A 17,831-nucleotide genomic window follows, 5' to 3' on the forward strand; every position below is an offset into this window, starting at 1 on the left:
CGAAAAGGATCGCAGCAGAAGAGGCAAAGAAGCAGGCCGAACAGGAAAAAGCGTCCTTAAAAAATGCGAAGTTAGAAAAAGCGTCTTTAAAAAATGCGTCGGGGCATCCGGAAGGGTAGCATTGCGCGCACGACCGGCATCTTAAGCCGATCCAGATTCAAGGTTTCGTGCATCATCAAAACCTTTTCGCCTTCTAGCTCGCTCTCTAAAGCAGAACGCGCATAAAAAGGTGCATCCTCAAGCGTTTTAATCACGCGGGCAGGATCAGGCCCATCCGACCAAGCTTCGCGGTCAATCCCCCAAAAGGTTTTGTCTAAGTGCTTCTGCGGGGTCGGCGCTGTTTCCGAAACGCTGCCGTCATGGCTAACTTTCAAAAACGTCGCACGCCGTGGTCCAGATCGATTGGTGACATCATAGAAGAGCCGTAAGTCGTTCCCGCGATGCGCGCGCCCCCAATGCCAATCTTGAAAGGCCCGCTCCAAAGGCTCTTGCCCGGAATTGGTATCGAAATAGCCGTCACCCGACCAAGACAGACTTGGGCTATCGAAAGAAAGCTCTACCCGTGACCGGGGTGCTAAGGGTCGCCACTTGTGTCGACCATTCAAGTCGAGATCAAAACTAGCCCCTGTTTCTACCTCGGGGATCAGGCGGATGCGGCCTTTCAGACGAGAGGGAATCGGCACGCAGACTTCAAAGATATCCGCCACTAATTCACTTCCCGTATAATGCAGAGAACTCGGCCCAACCGCAAAATGGTGCGCACTGCGATCTAATTGATCTGCCCGCCGTTCGGTCATGGCCCATCGTCCACCCGCCCCGTCTAACCGGTAGAGGGCCACATTGATCGCGCAATGGTCGAACGGATTCTTCCAGCCAGACCAAGCATAATAAGGGGAAAACACGCTGCCGATGAAGGCAATCAGGGTTATCCCATACTTGCCATCGTCGCTTACCGCATCCAGATACCACCAAATATAGCCCCCATCGCCACCCACCGGGGCGGTGAAATTTGGACCTTTGAGGCTCTGATCGGAAGAAAGCTGCACCATTGAGACGTCAGTTCCATGCAAAACCGTTAAAAAGTCAATTGACCTAGACGCTAACATGTGTCCAAATCGTATGACAGATTGAGGTTGGAGAGCGAGATATGTCGCATACAGCACGGATTGAGCGGGCATTGGAAGCCGCTGTAGCCATGGCGCAAGCGGATGATGCAGCGCCCGGATTGGCTGCTGCTCTGCGGTATGCGGTCTTCCCGGGCGGGGCGCGGGTGCGCCCGCAACTCTGTTTAGCTGTCTCTGCCGCATGCGGTGGGGCCAATCCGGACTTGGCCGATGCGGCGGCTGCTTCGATTGAGCTTTTGCATTGCGCTTCTTTGGTTCACGACGACTTGCCGTGCTTCGACGATGCAGATCTGCGACGTGGTAAGCCAACGGTACATGCAAAGTTTGGTGTGCCTTTGGCGCTTCTAACCGGTGACGCCCTAATCGTGATGGCGTTTGAAGTATTAGCGCGGGCTGGGGCGCAAGACCCCGCTCGCTTGCCGGGCTTGATTTCCTGCATTGCACGCGGTGTAGGCGCGCCATATGGCATTGTCGCAGGCCAAGCCTGGGAGTGTGAGACTTCTGCCCCAGTGGATGCCTATCATCAGGCCAAAACAGGAGCGCTGTTTGTAGCGGCAACCACTGCAGGCGCTTTGGCTGCGGGCGCTGATCCCACACCTTGGCGTGCCTTGGGCGAAGGTTTGGGGGCGGCCTATCAAGTCGCTGACGATCTGTTGGATGCTTTGGGTGATTGCGAAGAATCCGGCAAGACCAGCGGCCGCGACCACGCGCTACAACGGCCAAGTGCGGTGACCTCACTCGGCGTGCAAGGTGCGGTTGCCCTGTTGGAATCGCATTTGGACCGCGCGGCGCAATCCATTCCAGACTGTGCCGGGGCCAAGGCCTTGCGCGAAACCGTGCGGGTTCAGGCGACGCGCCTTGTGCCAAAGCAACTTGCCCGCAGCGCTGCCTAGACATCCATGATACCGCGTTCCTGGCTGGATGCTTGGACAGCATGGCGCAATCGCTTGGTTTCTAGTCCAAGCTTTCAGCGTTGGGCTGCCGGCTTTTTTCTAACCCGACCGATAGCGCATCACAGCGCAGACCGCTTGTTCGGCCTTGTGGCTGGCTTTGTTTATTCTCAAGTTTTATTGGCCTGCGTACAATTGCGCTTGCCGGAACTTCTGGCAGACGGCCCCAAGACTACGCAAGCTTTGGCAGAAGCGATGGATCTGCCGCTGGAGTCTGCTGCGCGTCTTCTGACAGCGGCCCAATCCCTCGATCTGGTGGAGTTGGCGGGTGCAGATCGGTACGCACTGGGCATGCAGGGCGCAGCCCTTCTCGGCAATGCCGGGCTGGGCGATATGATCCGCCACCATTCGCTCTTCTATGCCGATCTCGCAGACCCAGTTGCACTCTTGAAGCACGGTGGCGGGCAGGGGCAATTGGCTTCCTTCTGGCCTTATGCCGCTTATGATCGGCCCGATCAGACTCAAGCCGAAGCCATCTCGCCCTATTCGGCCTTGATGGGCGCAACCCAGCCGATGATTGCCAGCGACATTCTCGATGCTTATTCGTTGGGCCAACATCGGGTCTTAATGGATGTTGGCGGTGGTGAAGGGGCGTTTGCCTCGGCGGCGGCAAACCATGCACCACACTTAAATGTGCGGGTTTTTGACCTGCCCGCGGTCGCTGACCGGGCCCGCGCAGCGTTTGCGGCTGGTCCTTTGGCGCAGAGGGCGCAAGCGCTAGGCGGTAATTTCCTCGATGGCGTGTTGCCGCCGGGGGCCGATATCATCTCGCTCGTCCGCATTCTGCACGATCATGATGATGCGACGGTGATGAAGCTGTTGCGCGCTGCCCACGCTGCCTTGCCTGCCAATGGCGTCTTGATGATTGCCGAACCTATGTCTGGATTCCCTGATCGCGACCCGATGGCCGAGGCCTATTTCGGCTTCTATTTGATGGCGATGGGCCGTGGCAGAGCCCGCACGCCAGCCGAAATTAGCGCCATGGCACAAGCAGCTGGCTTTAGCCGCATCGTGAACAAACCGACCAGAACACCCATGCTCGTCCGTGTCCTAATCGCCCATCCATAGGCGAATCCAGCCGAAAGCCCCGTTTTTACGGCTTTTTCGCCAAAAAACTTTCCCTCAGTGATCGTAACGATTTCGCGTCAGTTTCAATTGACATCTATAATCGTCCAATTAAGGTGACACTCTGGATGAGTGGGTGCGGATACTGCATTCACGAGGGAAATGTTGGCATGGAAACTTTGGCCGTTGTTCTGGAGGCACCTGAAAAACTCTCGCTGAAAACGCTTGAGCTTAAGGATGCTGGCCGTGACGACGTCATTGTGGATGTCGAGTTCAGCGGCATTAGTACGGGCACAGAACGCTTGTTGTGGAGTGGGCGGATGCCGCCATTTCCGGGCATGGGTTATCCGCTTGTGCCAGGTTATGAATCAGTTGGCCGCGTAGTGGACGCTGGCGAAGACGCAAAAGATCGCATTGGGCAGACGGTCTTCATTCCGGGCTCTACTGGCTTCATCGGCGCCCGCGGCCTGTTCGGGGGCGCAGCGCAACGCCTGATCGCGCCCAGCGCGCGGGTTATTCCTATTCAAGAATCCTTGGCCAGCCGTGGCGTCCTGATCGCTTTGGCGGCAACAGCCCGCCACGCCATTGCCGACGGCGCGCTGCCACCCGAATTGATCATCGGCCATGGCGTCTTGGGCCGACTATTGGCCCGCATCGTTGTGGCTGAGGGCTATCCCGCACCCGTGGTCTGGGAAACCAATCCGGATCGGCGCGATGGCGCTATTGGCTATGGCGTCTGTGACCCTTCTGACGATGACCGTCGCGACTATCGCGTCATTCTCGACGCCAGTGGTGCAGGCACCTTAATCGACAGCTGGATTGGGCGTTTGGCCCGCGGCGGCGAGATTGTTTTGGCGGGCTTTTATGACCAGCCAATCAGCTTTGCTTTCCCGCCCGCTTTCATGCGTGAGGCGCGTATTCGCATCGCTGCAGAATGGACCCCGGCCGACTTGGCCGCGACGCTAGAGCTCATTGATGATGGACGTCTCTCGCTCGACGGACTCATCACCCACGAAACCGAAGCCGAAGGTGCCGCCGGTGCCTACAGGACAGCATTTTCCGATGCTGCTTGTCTCAAAATGATCTTGGACTGGAGAGGTTGCGCATGACCGTTACGCTGTTGGATAGACGTGCTCTGGTAGAAGAGGCCTCGCAAGAGCCTGATCCCGTTCACACCGGGGAAGTTACCAAAGAAACCCAAGTTATCGCAATTTATGGCAAGGGCGGCAGTGGCAAGAGCTTTGCCCTGTCCAACCTCAGCTATATGATGGCGCAACAAGGTAAGCGCGTCCTTCTCATCGGATGCGATCCAAAATCGGACACCACATCGCTTTTGTTTGGCGGCAAGTCCTGCCCCACCATCATCGAAACCTCGGCGAAGAAAAAGCTCGCGGGTGAAGAAGTCCGCATCGAGGATGTCTGCTTTGTCCGCGATGGCGTGTTCGCCATGGAATTGGGCGGCCCCGAAGTTGGGCGCGGCTGTGGCGGTCGCGGCATTATCCATGGGTTTGAGTTGCTCGAGAAGCTCGGCTTCCATGATTGGGGCTTTGACTATGTCCTCCTCGACTTCTTGGGCGACGTGGTGTGTGGCGGCTTTGGCCTGCCGATCGCCCGCGACATGTGTCAGAAAGTGATCGTGGTTGGCTCGAACGACCTGCAGTCGCTCTACGTCGCCAATAACGTCTGCTCGGCGGTGGAGTATTTCCGCAAACTGGGTGGCAATGTCGGCGTAGCCGGCATGCTGATCAATAAGGATGACGGCACGGGTGAAGCGCAAGCCTTTGCTAAGGCCGTCGGCATTCCAGTTCTATCGGCTATTCCAGCTGATGAAGATATTCGCCGGAAATCCGCAAACTATCAGATCATTGGTACACCAGGTGACACATGGGGCCCTCTGTTTGAGGAGCTGGCCTTGAACGTGGCCTCGGCCCCGCCTGTCCGCCCAACACCTCTAACCCAAGATGGCCTGTTAGGCCTGTTTTCACCCGACCAGACTGGTGGCGACTTCGTGCTGCGCCCGGCTACCCAAGCCGACATGCGCGGTGGCGTGTTCGCTGAGAAGCCAACGCTGGAGGTGGTTTATGACACGGTGTAACCAGCGATGACCGACTATCACGCTCCCTTCCAACCGCCGCTGGATGATGTGCCTGCTTCCTCAGAACAAGCAGGGCAAGGATGCCATGCAGGTGCAGAAACTATGGCCGCGGCTGCTAAGGCAGCGGGTAAGTCTGAAATTCTGGATCTGTACGCCGTCGATTATCCAAAAGGTCCGCACGACCAACCACAAAGCATGTGTCCTGCATTCGGGTCCTTGCGCGTTGGTCTTCGCATGCGGCGTACGGCGACGGTCCTGTCGGGTTCGGCCTGTTGCGTCTATGGCCTGACCTTTACTTCGCACTTCTATGGCGCGCGCCGTAGCGTCGGTTATGTGCCATTCAGCTCAGAGACACTGGTCACGGGTAAGCTGTTTGAGGACATTCGCGATGCGGTGTTTGAGCTTGCTGACCCCGCACTCTACGACACCATTGTCGTGACCAATTTGTGCGTCCCGACCGCTTCAGGTGTACCGCTGCAGCTTTTACCAAAAGAGATCAATGGTGTTCGCATCATTGGCATTGATGTGCCAGGCTTTGGTATTCCAACCCACGCAGAGGCCAAGGACGTTCTGGCAGGGGCCATGTTGCGCTATGCCCGAACTGAAGCAGAGGCCGGACCCGTTCAGGCGCCACAAAACCTGTCGAAAGATCGGCCAACTATTACGCTTCTGGGCGAGATGTTCCCGGCAGATCCTGTTGGCATCGGCATGATGCTAGAGCCTTTGGGCTTGGCAGCTGGGCCGGTTGTACCAACGCGTGAGTGGCGAGAGCTTTATGCGGCACTCGATTGCGCGGCTGTTGCGGCGATCCACCCATTCTATACCGCAAGTGTCAGAGAGTTTCAGACGGCAGGTCGCAAGATCGTTGGCTCTGCCCCTGTTGGTCGCGACGGCACAGCTGCTTGGCTCGATGCTATCGGCGAAGCCTGCGGTATCGCGCAGGCCAAAGTCGACTTCGCTAAGAACCGCTTCCTACCAGCGATCAAGGCCGCCTTATTGACGGCCCCAATCAAGGGTCGCCTCACCGTATCGGGCTATGAAGGCTCCGAACTTTTGGTCGCTCGCCTCTTGATCGAGAGCGGGGCTGAAGTTGCCTATGTCGGCACGGCCTGCCCGCGCACACCTTGGTCAGAACCTGATCGGGAATGGCTCGAAAGCAAAGGCGTTCTGGTTCAATATCGCGCTTCGTTGGAGCAAGACATTGCGGCTGTTGACGCTATTCGGCCAGACTTGGCCATCGGCACAACACCTGTGGTGCAGCATGCCAAGCAATTATCGATCCCCGCACTTTACTTCACGAATCTGATTTCCGCTCGGCCTTTGATGGGGCCAGCTGGTGCCGGTTCACTGGCAACGGTCATCAATGCCGCTTTGGCCAATCGCGCTCGGTTTGAGAAGATGACTGCCTTCTTTGACGGCGTTGGCTCTCACGACACAGCAGGTGTCTGGGAAGATACCCCAGTCGAACGCCCAGAGTTCAAAGCCAAATACGCCAAAGCCTTAGCCGCTTCGCGCGCAGCAGAGGAGGCCGTGGGAACATGACCTTAGTGCTCGATCACGACCGTGCCGGTGGCTATTGGGGGGCCGTCTATGCCTTTACCGCCATCAAGGGCCTGCAAGTCATTATCGATGGACCGGTCGGGTGTGAAAACCTGCCCGTGACCTCGGTCTTGCATTACACCGACGCTTTGCCACCGCACGAACTACCCATCGTCGTAACGGGTTTGGGCGAGGAAGAGCTGGGCCAAACCGGCACTGAGGCCGCGATGAAGCGGGCTTGGAAAGCACTCGACCCGCATTTGCCGGCGGTGGTTGTGACGGGTTCCATCGCCGAAATGATCGGTGGCGGCGTGACGCCTGAAGGCACCAATATTCAGCGCTTCCTGCCGCGCACGATCGATGAAGATCAGTGGCAGAGTGCAGACCGTGCGTTGACCTGGCTCTGGACGAATTTTGGTACCAAGAAAGTGCCAAAGCTTAAGCCACGCAAAGAAGGCGCTAAGCCCAAGGTCAATATCATTGGTCCGGCCTATGGCATGTTCAATTTGCCGTCTGACCTCGCCGAGATCCGGCGTTTGATCGAAGGCATCGGTGCCGAAGTCGGTATGGTCTTCCCGCTAGGCTCGCATCTGGCCGATGTGAAGCGACTGGCAGAAGCCGAAGTCAATGTCTGCATGTACCGGGAATTTGGCCGCAATCTTTGTGAAACGCTCGAACGTCCCTACTTGCAGGCCCCGATTGGCCTTGAATCCACGACTTTATTCTTGCGCAAACTCGGCGAAATCACGGGCCTGGATCCAGAGCCATTCATCGCTAAGGAAAAGCACACCACGATCAAGCCAATTTGGGATTTGTGGCGCTCCGTCACGCAAGACTTTTTTGGCACGGCAAGCTTCGCCATCGTGGCAAACGAGACCTATGCCCGTGGCGTTCGCAACTTCCTTGAGACCGATATGGGTCTGCCTTGCACCTTTTCGTTCGGTAGACGCGCAGGCGTCAAGCCAGACAATCAAGCGGTTCTGGAGGCTTTAAAGACCAGTCCGCCCCTGATCTTGTTCGGCAGCGTGAATGAGCGGATGTACATGGCAGAGCTTGGCTCGCGGGCTTGCTTCATTCCAGCCAGCTTCCCCGGCGCCATTATTCGCCGCCACACCGGCACGCCTTTCATGGGCTATTCCGGCGCGACCTATCTGATCCAAGAAGTGTGTAATGCGTTGTTCGACGCTTTGTTCCACATCCTGCCCCTCGCCGGACAAATGGATAAGGTTGAGGCCACGCCAGTGCGGCGTCATGTCGAATTGTCATGGGATGATGATGCCAAGGCTGCCCTCGATGCCATTGTTGATAAGCAACCCGTTCTGGTCCGCATCTCTGCGGCCAAGCGCCTCCGCGATAGCGCAGAACGGGCAGCCCGGCTTGCGGGCGAAACCACCGTTATTCTGGAGCGCGTGAAGCGCACCCAGCAAGAGATGGCGTGAGGTCGGATCATGTATGCATCCATCTCCCCCTCTTCAGAAATTTTCTCCCGGGCTTCAGCTCGTGGGATAATCTTTTTGGCCCGCCTTGCGCGAGCCTTCCAAGCCGCCGCGTCGTTCCGCGACGCGACTGGCCCAGTTGTGGGGGCTCACCACAGCAATAGCCGTTCCAACATATGGAGGGTAATTAATGGCTAATGACTCAAACTCAGGCTCGTTGAGCGGTCTGACCAGCAATGAAGCGAAGGAATTCCATCGTATCTTCATGGGTGGTTTTGCTGCGTTCTTCGCGCTCTCATTTGTCGCCCACATCCTAATCTGGATGTGGCGTCCGTGGTTCTAGGAAGGGAGATAGATCATGTATCGCATTTGGCTTCTATTTGATCCACGTCGCCTGTTGGTGGCACTTATGACTGTTATGGCTACCATGGTTATGCTCATGCATTTCCTGATGCTCAGCACAACACGGTACAACTTCCTTGAAGTTAATGAGCCGCCTGCTGCAGCGGCACCGGCTGCCGACTTGCAGAACTCAGCTTCGTCTCACGGCTGAGCTGTCCAAAAATGCGCTTGCGGGCCTCGCCGTTCGCACGCGTTGGTAGGTGCAGACGACCGACAATCAAGGTCGTCTGCTCCCACTGTCACTTTATGCACGAATTCGCTGACGTGTTGATTTCAGCGAGCAAGGGAGGACGCAAATCATGGCCTTGCTGAGTTTTGAACGCAAATATCGTGTTCGAGGTGGGACGCTGGTTGGCGGCGACCTCTTCGACTTTTGGGTGGGGCCTTTCTACGTAGGGTTCTTCGGGGTGACCGCGATTTTCTTCTCGGCGCTGGGCACCGCTTTGATCCTTTATGGCGCAGCCATAGGCCCGACTTGGAATGTGTGGCTGATCGACATTCGACCGCCCGCTGAGAGTTATGGACTGGGCCTGGCACCGATGAAACAAGGTGGTCTGTGGCAAGTTATTACAATTTGCGCGGTTGGTGCATTTTCCTCTTGGGCATTGCGCGAAGTTGAAATCGCCCGAAAGCTTGGCATGGGGCTTCATGTACCATTTGCCTTTGGCTTTGCGATCCTCGCCTATGTCACCTTGCAGGTTATCCGCCCGGTTCTCATGGGATCCTGGAGCAATGCCTTCCCTTATGGCATCTTCACGCACTTGGATTGGGTTTCAAACACCGGATACAAATATATCAATTTCCACTACAATCCGGTCCACATGGTGGCGGTCACTTTCTTCTTTGTGAATACGTTCGCATTGGCGTTGCATGGCTCCCTCATCCTGTCCGCGACCAACCCTGGTCAAGGCGAGGTGGTTAAAACCCCGGAACATGAAGACACGTTCTTCCGCGATATTCTTGGCTACTCCATCGGTACCCTTGGAATCCACCGTCTTGGCCTGTTTTTGGCAATTTCGGCGGCCTTCTGGAGTGCGGTGTGTATCGTCATCAGCGGTCCTCTCTGGTCACTCGGTTGGCCTGAGTGGTGGGATATGTGGCTTAAACTCCCAATTTGGGGCTAATAGGCAGGAGCACGCAAAATGGCTGGCTATCAAAACATCTTTACACAAGTCCAGGTCCGAGGACCTGCAGAACTTGGCGTTCCTTTGCCAAAGGGCAGTTTGGAGCGCGACGGCGAAGGCTTTATCGGCATCTCGCGCTTGCTAGGCAAGATCGGCAACGCCCAATTGGGACCAATCTATTTGGGTTGGACAGGTACGGCATCGCTGAGCTTTGGTTTACTTGCCTTTTTCATCATCGGCATGAACATGTTCGCCTCGGTGGATTACAACATCGTGGAGTTCATTCGCCAATTGCCATGGCTTTCCTTGAACCCTCCGCCACCGGAACAGGGTTTCAATATTCTGCCACCGCTTGATCAAGGGGGCTGGTTCGTTATTACGGGCTTCTTCTTCACGGTGTCGGTGGTGCTATGGTGGGTTCGCACGTATAATCGTGCCAAGGCGCTCGGTCTGGGCACCCATGTTGCTTGGGCTTTTGCCTCCGCGATTTGGTTGTTCCTCGTGCTGGGCTTCATTCGTCCTATGCTCATGGGCAGCTGGAGTGAAGCGGTACCTTATGGGATCTTCTCCCATTTGGATTGGACCGGGGCTTTCTCCATCACCTATGGCAATCTGTTCTACAATCCGTTCCACTGCCTCTCGATCGTCTTCCTTTATGGGTCGGCTCTCTTGTTCGCGATGCATGGTGCGACCATTCTTGCCGTCAGCCGTTATGGTGGCGAGCGCGAGATTGAGCAGATCACCGATCGCGGTACGGCTTCTGAACGGGCAGCTTTGTTCTGGCGCTGGACCATGGGCTTCAATGCCTCCATGGAATCCATCCACCGCTGGGCCTGGTGGTTCGCTGTTCTGACCACCCTAACTGGTGGCATTGGCATCCTGTTGACCGGGACTGTCGTCAGCGACTGGTATGGCTGGGCTGAAGTCCATCATTACGCCCCACCTCGCTAAGCGAACACGTCTGATTGGGGTCAATGTTTGTGCATTGGCCCCAATTGCCTCTCATCCACAAGCGGGGCTCGCGACAAGGCCCTGACTTTTGGACCCAACCTATTTGGTTGCCCTCGCAAAACTTAAAACGCAACTCTCGCCTTAGAAGGAAGCAGGCCATGCGCGAAACCCCGCTCTTGGATAGAATCCACACCCCGGCAGATATGCGGTTCCTCGAGCGAGAACAGCTGACCCAATTGGCGGGTGAAGTACGCGACACCATGATTGATGCGGTGTCGGTCACTGGTGGTCACCTTGGCGCTGGCTTGGGCGTGGTAGAGCTGACAGTGGCTTTGCACCATGTTTTTGATACACCAAACGATATCTTGATCTGGGATGTGGGACATCAGGCCTATCCCCATAAGATTCTAACCGGTCGTCGCGACCGTATTCGCACACTGCGCCAAGCCAATGGCCTGTCCGGTTTTACCAAGCGCTCTGAAAGTGCTTACGACCCATTTGGCGCGGCCCATGCCGCGACATCCATTTCGGCCGCGCTTGGATTTTGTGTCGCGCGCGATCTGAAGGGTGACAACAACCATGTCATCGCGGTAATTGGCGACGGATCCATGACTGCTGGCATGGCCTATGAGGCGATGAATATTGCCGCGTCTTCCACGAAGCGTCTCATCGTCATTTTGAACGATAATGATATGTCGATCGCGCCGCCCGTTGGCGCGATGAGCAATTACTTTGCGCGCCTTCTCTCTGGCCGATCGTTTCTGTCGCTGCGCAAAGCTGCGAAAAAGATGATTGAAGTCTGGCCTTTGCCGCTGGCGGATGCGGCGCGTAAGGCCGATGAATACGCCCGTGGCATGGTTCAAGGTGGAACCTTCTTTGAAGAGCTGGGCTTCCACTACATTGGCGTCGTTGATGGTCACGATCTGGATACATTGGTGCCGATTTTACGCAATGCCAGCGACATCGACCATAAGCCGGTTTTAATTCATGTCCGTACTCAAAAGGGCAAAGGCTATGCGCCGGCTGAAAGTGCGGCTGATAAGTATCACGGTGTTTCGAAATTCAATGTCATCACCGGCGAACAGCAAAAGGCCCCAGTCGGTCCGCCAACCTATACCAAGGTATTTGGCGATTCCTTGGTGCATGAAGCGCGCAAGGATTCCCGTGTCGTAGCTATCACGGCCGCTATGCCAACTGGGACGGGCCTAGACGTGTTTGAAGCGGCTTTCCCGGATCGCATGTTCGATGTTGGAATTGCAGAACAGCACGCCGTCACCTTTGCTGCTGGCCTCGCTGCCGATGGTATGAAGCCATTTGCCGCAATCTATTCCACCTTTCTCCAGCGCGGCTATGATCAAGTGGTCCATGACGTGGCGATCCAGAAGTTGCCTGTCCGCTTTGCAATCGACCGCGCTGGCCTTGTCGGGGCGGATGGTGCGACCCATGCGGGCTCTTTTGATATCGGCTTTTTAGGTGCGCTCCCTGGCTTTGTGCTCATGGGTGCGGCAGATGAAGTTGAACTCGCGCGCATGGTTGCGACCTGTGCTGCTTATGACGAAGGCCCCAGCGGGGTTCGCTATCCCCGGGGCGAAGCTTTGGGTCTGGATATGCCGGCCGATCCTGCGCCATTGGAAATTGGCAAAGGCCGAATCTTGCGCGAAGGCACGAAGGTTGCGCTTCTATCTTTCGGGGCAAGGCTCGGGGACACGTTACGGGCGGCGGATCGCCTCAGTGCTATGGGACTGTCGACAACGGTGGCAGATGCCCGCTTTGCTAAGCCAATCGACGAAGATTTAGTCCGTCGTTTGGCGCGCGAGCATGAAGTTTTACTAACAATCGAAGAGGGCGCTGTGGGTGGCTTTGGTGCATTCGTGCTCCACTTCTTGGCAAAAGAAGGTGCGCTGGACGCTGGCTTGCGCATTCGCACCTTGACGCTGCCGGACAGGTTCCAAGATCAGGCTAGCCCCAATGCGATGATTGCTGAAGCTGGCCTCGATAGCCTCGGCATCCTTACCGCTGCCCTTTCGGCGCTAGGTCTCGATGAGGCAGAACTTCATGCGGCGTCAGACTTGGTGCGTGCTTAAAACGCACAGCGAATGTCGCCGCCTTTGGCAAATCGCTTGATCTTGATCGAGAATTTTGTCTAAGGCCTCGACGACCTGCTCACCTTTCTATAGAGAGGAAGGCTACAGCATGGGGAACGTGCGTGCCGGATATCTTCCTGTCCTATAACCGAGAGGACCAAGCCAAAGCGCGGCTATTTGCCGATGCTTTCGCGGCTGAGGGCTTTCAGGTTTGGTGGGATACCACGCTCCGCGCCGGCGAAGCGTATGATGAGGTCACGGAGCGAGCGCTGCGAGAGGCCGGTGCCGTCGTCGTTCTGTGGTCCAAGAAGTCAGCAGCATCCCGATGGGTCCGAGCCGAGGCCACGGTCGCGCATCGGCAGAAGACCTTGGTCCCCGCCATGATTGAGGCTTGCGAGCGGCCCATTATGTTTGAGCTGACCCAAACGGCTGAACTTAGCCATTGGGCAGGTGATCGAACCGATCCTCTTTGGCGGGTATTTTTGGCCGATGTACGGCAGCATTTGACCAACCGCTCGCATGAGGTCCAGGGCACCGCCTCTAATCCATCCCGAGAAGAGCCCGGCATCCAGGAAATCTATTTGGCCACGCAGTCCAAGCAGAGCCTTAATCGGCGAACGTTGATTGGGGGCGGCGCTGCTGGAATCAGCCTTTTAGGCACCGGGCTAATCTGGTGGTTGAACCGCAAGGACCAACAAGGAGGCGCGATGGGTTCTCAGGGAGCTGAAGACAATCGCGTCGCGGTCTTACCGTTCCTCAATCTTAGTGGGGACCCCAAACAAGACTATTTCGCTGATGGGCTTTCAGCGGAGGTACGTGCTGAACTTGCGCGCAATTCAGCGCTTCAAGTCGCCGCGCAAACCTCATCCGCGACCTTTAGGGAGCGGGCCCAAACCGCCAAGGAAATGGCAGACAAATTGGGCGTCGCCTATCTGCTCGATGGCAATGCCCGCAAGGCCGATTCGCTCGTCCGCGTGAATGCGGAATTGATCGATGGCAAAACGGGCTTTAGCCTTTGGACGCAGACGTTTGAGCGCCCGATTGACAATGTGTTTGCTGTGCAAAGCGAAATTGCCGCATCTGTTACAACAGCCTTGGTTGATCGCGTCGCGCGGCAGGCTTCCGAAAAAGCACCACCAACAAAGGCATCAGGAAGCAGCCCTGGTGGCACACAAAATGTAGCCGCGTTTGAGCACAAGCTAAAAGGGCGCGCCTTATTCGAATCAGCACTTGGTGGCCAAACCGATCTGGACGCCTTGTCTGAGTTTGACGCGGCCCTCGCCTTAGATCCGAACTACGCTGCCGCCCATGCTTGGCGATCGCGCACGCTCTCGGTCCTTTATGGCCAATCAGTCTCCCCAAATGCTGCTGAAAAAATGCGCTTGGATGCGATTGCAGCCGGCAGGAAGGCCGTCGCCCTCGCGCCCGACTTTGCTGATGGCTATTCCGCGCTCGGGTTTAGCCTGTTCAATGTGGGTCTTGACGTTAAAGCGGCGAAACCCATTTTCGAACAATCGATAAACTATGGCCGCGGCGATGGTGACGTCCTGACGGGCTTTGCCGTTTTCTGCGCCCGAACTGGCAGAGCTGACGAAGCCGCTTCAACCATTGCCCGCGCGACGACATTAGACCCGCTCAATCCGACAGTTTATCGCTCAGCTGGCACAATAGCGCTTTTGGCACGGCGTTATGGTGAGGCTTTGCCACTCTTTGAGCGCGCCTTGAGCATGAACCCAAAAATGAGTGTTGCGCACAGTTTTCGGGGGACTGCGCTCATGCTTCTGGATCGACAGGCTGAAGCGCGTACGGCGTTCGAGGCGGAGCCTAATCGGGTTTTCGCCTTGCCGGGCCTTGCCATCCTAGATCATCTGGCGGGCAAGAAGGCCGAGGCGCAAGCCCATCTTGAAAAGCTTGTTCGCGAGGCGGGGGATTCAGGTCTCTATCAGCAGGCGCAAGTCTTCGCGATGTGGGGCGAATTGGATCGAGCCGTCGCGCAGCTTGAACGCGCCTATCAAGTTAAGGACGCGGGTTTAGCGAACCTGTTTACGGACCCATTGTTGGACAAGCTCAAACTCAATGCGGCCTATCAGCGCTTGGTGAGCAATATTGGCTTTGTTTAAGGGTACGAACGGCGCTCGGCCGGTAAGCGCTTGGCAGATCGGATCCAATCAATATGCATGGCAACGCGCGTATAGACGCCTGGAAAGCCTCGAAATCCACACCCTCTGCCCCAACTGACAATCCCAACTTGTATCGGCGTGCCTTGGGCATTGACGATAGTCATGGGTCCGCCGCTATCGGCCTGACAGGCATCTTGGCTCTCTTCCCCGGGTCGATCATTCAGCATTTGCCGGTCTGGCTCGCGTGCGCAAAGAACAGTCGAATTGATACGGTCTGGGGTCTCCAATTTCTCTGCGCAGCTTTCAGTTGGCATCCGTTGTAATTGAACCTTTTGGAGTATGGGAGAGAAGCTATCCTTATCGCGATAGGTGGTGAGGCCCCAACCGGTGACGGTAAACAAGTGATTGGGTGTTAAGGATGGCCCAGATGCAACATCGCCGTGCAAGGCGATGGCCTCGATGCCATAGCGGCCTAGATCCCATTTCAAGAGTCGCTCATCAACAAAGTGCAATAAGGTGATATCATTGAGCTTTAACGTTGAATTATATCCCGAATGCCGAATGGCTTGATCGATCCGAAAGCTTACGCCTTCATCCTTGCTCAAATCGCGTACACCAAGTCGCACGCGGTACTCGCTTACAGGGAAATTCGCATTTTCGAAGCAATGCGCCGCGGTCAAGACCCAATTATTGCCGATATAAGAACCACCACATAGGACATGGTCCTTCCAGTCTTGGTTTGGATTTCTTCCGGCTTTTAGGTCATAGGCCCGGAAGATTTGAACCTGCCACGGAGCTTCGCCCGGGCCGACATTCTGGCCGCCGATGATGGTCTCTTGGCAAGGTTGCAGGCCCGCTTGGCCCGCCTGGCAAGGCAGTAACCCCTGCCCCACACCTTCTGGAACTGCTTCGGCATCAAGGTCGGCCCCGCCCAAAGCGCCCGCACCCGGCTCGGGCGCTGTCTGCGCGGTGGCGGTTAGAGGGACGGCCACCAGCAAGAGAGACCAAAGCGCGCTAGTTAATAAATTTTTGCCCCAACCAAGGCGCTTCAGATCCGCTGCATACATGGTCATGGAACCTGCTCCAAACGCGCTGACTTACCCGAGTTGGGCAACCCAAGCCGACCATCATATTTGCCTAATTTGGAGCGACTGCAACCAAAATCAGACCCTTGGGTAAAAATAATCGGGCAGTTTGGCGAAAATGACGCTCCCGACCATCCAAAGTCGCCATTTTCCTGATTGCAAAACCCTTGCGGGTCAGCTTAAGCTCGAGGTCCAAATTGTTTGGGAGGGTCTGAAATGTTGAAACTGAAACTCATCGCACTTGCTGCCGTCGCGGGCATCGCAGTTGCAGGCTGCAGCCAGCCGAAACCTGCTGAACCTGCAGCAGATGCGGCCGCCACCAATGAAGTTGCGCCAGCTGCTGATGCGGCTTCAGATGCTGCTATGAATGCGACCGATGCTGCCGCTGCCATGCCAGAAGAGAGCATGAATGCCGTCGACGCAGCTGCACCAGCAGAAATGCCGCCTGCTGAAGAAGATCGTGCAAACCCAGATCGTCGTGCACCGGAAGCACCGAAATAGGGCTTAATTTTCTTCTCTATCGTGAGCGGGCGGGTGCCGTTGCAGCCATGCAGGTACCCGCCTTAGCTTTGCTTGATTCACTGGGCGATACGCCAAACCTTTAGCGCATGACGGTCACGTCCCCGGGGGCCGCCATTGCCCGACGGATCCAGCTTAAATGCCGAGAAACGCGTGTGTAGACGCCGGGATTTCCGGGAACAGCACAGCCAATTCCCCAACTTACAATGCCAACTTGAACCGCAACGGTGCGACGGGAATCGTAATGGTAGACCGCTGCATTGAGAGGGCCGCCACTGTCGCCTTGGCAGGCGTCAATCCCCGGCCCGATAGCACAAATCACGCTCGCATCGATCCGCTCTGGTGCCTTCAGCGCTTGGGCACAAAACTCATTTGGCATGCGGTTGAGTCTAAAGCCTAAAAGATTCTTTGAATTACGACCGTCAGGTCCGGTAGAAGTCACACCCCATCCCATGGTTATCAATCGATGGTCTGGTGTAAGCCGAGGGCCTTCGCCCAGGTCCCCGTGGAGGAAGATGGGCTCTATGCCCAGTTCCGTCAGCGATTTGCGGTCGGTGCGCTCATCGACATAATGCAACAGGGCGATGTCGTTTAGTTTTGTCGTGGTGCTATAGTCTTGATGGACAATCGCGCGGTCAATCCTGAAGGCAACCCCTTCTGACTTTGATAGGTCGCCAACCCCTAAGCGAACAGTCAAGCCATAGCGGCGTATATCCTCCCGATTGACACAGTGCGCCGCCGTCAGGATCCAATTTGGTGCAATCAAAGACCCACCACAAACGTGATTAAGCTCCCATAATGGAAACTTCCGACGATCTGCGGCTGAATACTCCGAGGCCGGAACATTTCTTGAGATTTGCGCCTGCCAACGGGCTTCATTCGGGTCAAGAAGGAAGCCGCCAATGCCTTTGTGAATGCAAAATTTTTGACTGCCGTCGAGATTCATAACGCAGCCGTCAAAAATCTGGAGCCGCTCAAACGGTTCCACTTCATAGTCCTGATCCGCGCCACCCAGAATAGTCTCCGGCAGCATAGGAGGTGCATCGGGTGCCATGTCGTGGGCGGCTGAAGATGACCCGATACCCAGCATCGCCAAGAATGCGATAACTGCCAGATGCCCAGAAATACCGGCAGCTTGAAAAAGCATGTCAAAAACTCACGATGCAAAATCTGAGGATCGACTATCGAGGTAAATGGGGGAAAATCAAGATGTGAAAGACCCGAAAAGCCCCCTACTAAGGCCTCGACGAGATCATGCGGCTCCTGTAACGCTGGGACTTCGAATTTTAAGGCACGTTGGAAATCGGCGGGACGAGAATGAGGATTTCAAATGAGAG

General features: G+C 56.2%; 16 protein-coding genes. 13 read left to right on the forward strand and 3 right to left on the reverse strand.

Annotated elements, in window-relative coordinates; genetic code table 11:
* Positions 1 to 86: 86 nt before the first annotated feature.
* The gene (locus ACOVRA_RS14750) at positions 87 to 1,049 is read right to left on the reverse strand and encodes a hydratase (protein ID WP_421720961.1); all 963 of its coding nucleotides are present in this window, start codon (positions 1,047 to 1,049) and stop codon (positions 87 to 89) included.
* 98 nt (positions 1,050 to 1,147) lie between these two features.
* On the opposite strand from ACOVRA_RS14750, the gene ACOVRA_RS14755 reads away from it, so the two are divergent.
* The 12 genes from ACOVRA_RS14755 (at position 1,148) to ACOVRA_RS14810 (ending at position 14,890) form a co-directional block, all read left to right on the forward strand.
* Complete coding sequence (locus tag ACOVRA_RS14755) at positions 1,148 to 2,017, forward strand: polyprenyl synthetase family protein (RefSeq protein ID WP_421720962.1); 870 nt, start codon at positions 1,148 to 1,150, stop codon at positions 2,015 to 2,017.
* 6 nt (positions 2,018 to 2,023) lie between these two features.
* Positions 2,024 to 3,142 (forward strand): methyltransferase, encoded by a 1,119-nt coding sequence (locus tag ACOVRA_RS14760; RefSeq protein ID WP_421720963.1) that lies wholly within the window; start codon positions 2,024 to 2,026, stop codon positions 3,140 to 3,142.
* A 167-nt stretch (positions 3,143 to 3,309) separates the two neighbouring features.
* On the forward strand, positions 3,310 to 4,248 hold the full coding sequence (bchC, locus tag ACOVRA_RS14765) for a chlorophyll synthesis pathway protein BchC (protein ID WP_421720964.1): 939 nt from the start codon (positions 3,310 to 3,312) through the stop codon (positions 4,246 to 4,248).
* Entirely contained in the window at positions 4,245 to 5,234 is a 990-nt protein-coding gene (locus ACOVRA_RS14770) for a chlorophyllide a reductase iron protein subunit X (protein WP_290802370.1), read from the forward strand. Before bchC ends, ACOVRA_RS14770 begins: the two co-directional genes overlap by 4 nt.
* 6 nt (positions 5,235 to 5,240) lie before the next feature.
* Positions 5,241 to 6,776 carry a chlorophyllide a reductase subunit Y gene (bchY, locus tag ACOVRA_RS14775; protein WP_421720965.1) on the forward strand — a complete coding sequence of 512 codons (1,536 nt, stop codon included), beginning with the start codon at positions 5,241 to 5,243 and terminating at the stop codon, positions 6,774 to 6,776.
* Complete coding sequence (bchZ, locus tag ACOVRA_RS14780; RefSeq protein WP_421720966.1) at positions 6,773 to 8,212, forward strand: chlorophyllide a reductase subunit Z; 1,440 nt, start codon at positions 6,773 to 6,775, stop codon at positions 8,210 to 8,212. Before bchY ends, bchZ begins: the two co-directional genes overlap by 4 nt.
* 187 nt (positions 8,213 to 8,399) lie before the next feature.
* Positions 8,400 to 8,552 (forward strand): light-harvesting antenna LH1, beta subunit, encoded by a 153-nt coding sequence (gene pufB, locus ACOVRA_RS14785; RefSeq protein ID WP_290802361.1) that lies wholly within the window; start codon positions 8,400 to 8,402, stop codon positions 8,550 to 8,552.
* 15 nt (positions 8,553 to 8,567) lie between these two features.
* Complete coding sequence (pufA, locus tag ACOVRA_RS14790) at positions 8,568 to 8,762, forward strand: light-harvesting antenna LH1, alpha subunit (protein WP_290802358.1); 195 nt, start codon at positions 8,568 to 8,570, stop codon at positions 8,760 to 8,762.
* Positions 8,763 to 8,910: 148 nt separating this feature from the next.
* On the forward strand, positions 8,911 to 9,735 hold the full coding sequence (gene pufL, locus ACOVRA_RS14795) for a photosynthetic reaction center subunit L (RefSeq protein WP_290802355.1): 825 nt from the start codon (positions 8,911 to 8,913) through the stop codon (positions 9,733 to 9,735).
* An 18-nt stretch (positions 9,736 to 9,753) separates the two neighbouring features.
* Positions 9,754 to 10,686 (forward strand): photosynthetic reaction center subunit M, encoded by a 933-nt coding sequence (pufM, locus tag ACOVRA_RS14800; protein ID WP_421720967.1) that lies wholly within the window; start codon positions 9,754 to 9,756, stop codon positions 10,684 to 10,686.
* A gap of 158 nt (positions 10,687 to 10,844) precedes the next feature.
* Positions 10,845 to 12,770, forward strand: a complete 1,926-nt coding sequence (dxs, locus tag ACOVRA_RS14805; protein ID WP_290802349.1) for a 1-deoxy-D-xylulose-5-phosphate synthase — start codon at positions 10,845 to 10,847, stop codon at positions 12,768 to 12,770.
* 122 nt (positions 12,771 to 12,892) lie between these two features.
* Positions 12,893 to 14,890: a TIR domain-containing protein gene (locus ACOVRA_RS14810; protein WP_421720968.1), complete on the forward strand. Its 1,998-nt coding sequence runs from the start codon at positions 12,893 to 12,895 to the stop codon at positions 14,888 to 14,890.
* On the opposite strand, the gene ACOVRA_RS14815 is transcribed toward ACOVRA_RS14810, so the two are convergent.
* Positions 14,887 to 15,963, reverse strand: coding sequence for a serine protease (locus ACOVRA_RS14815; protein ID WP_421720969.1), 1,077 nt, complete (start codon positions 15,961 to 15,963; stop codon positions 14,887 to 14,889). The genes ACOVRA_RS14810 and ACOVRA_RS14815 overlap by 4 nt on opposite strands.
* 228 nt (positions 15,964 to 16,191) lie before the next feature.
* Between ACOVRA_RS14815 and ACOVRA_RS14820 the strand changes: the two genes are divergently transcribed.
* Positions 16,192 to 16,476, forward strand: a complete 285-nt coding sequence (locus tag ACOVRA_RS14820; RefSeq protein WP_421720970.1) for a hypothetical protein — start codon at positions 16,192 to 16,194, stop codon at positions 16,474 to 16,476.
* A 100-nt stretch (positions 16,477 to 16,576) separates the two neighbouring features.
* On the opposite strand, the gene ACOVRA_RS14825 is transcribed toward ACOVRA_RS14820, so the two are convergent.
* Entirely contained in the window at positions 16,577 to 17,641 is a 1,065-nt protein-coding gene (locus tag ACOVRA_RS14825) for a serine protease (RefSeq protein WP_421720971.1), read from the reverse strand.
* Between the last annotated feature and the right edge of the window lie 190 nt (positions 17,642 to 17,831).

The sequence above is a fragment of the Aquidulcibacter sp. genome, assembly GCF_049239865.1.
Classification (GTDB): domain Bacteria; phylum Pseudomonadota; class Alphaproteobacteria; order Caulobacterales; family Aquidulcibacteraceae; genus Aquidulcibacter.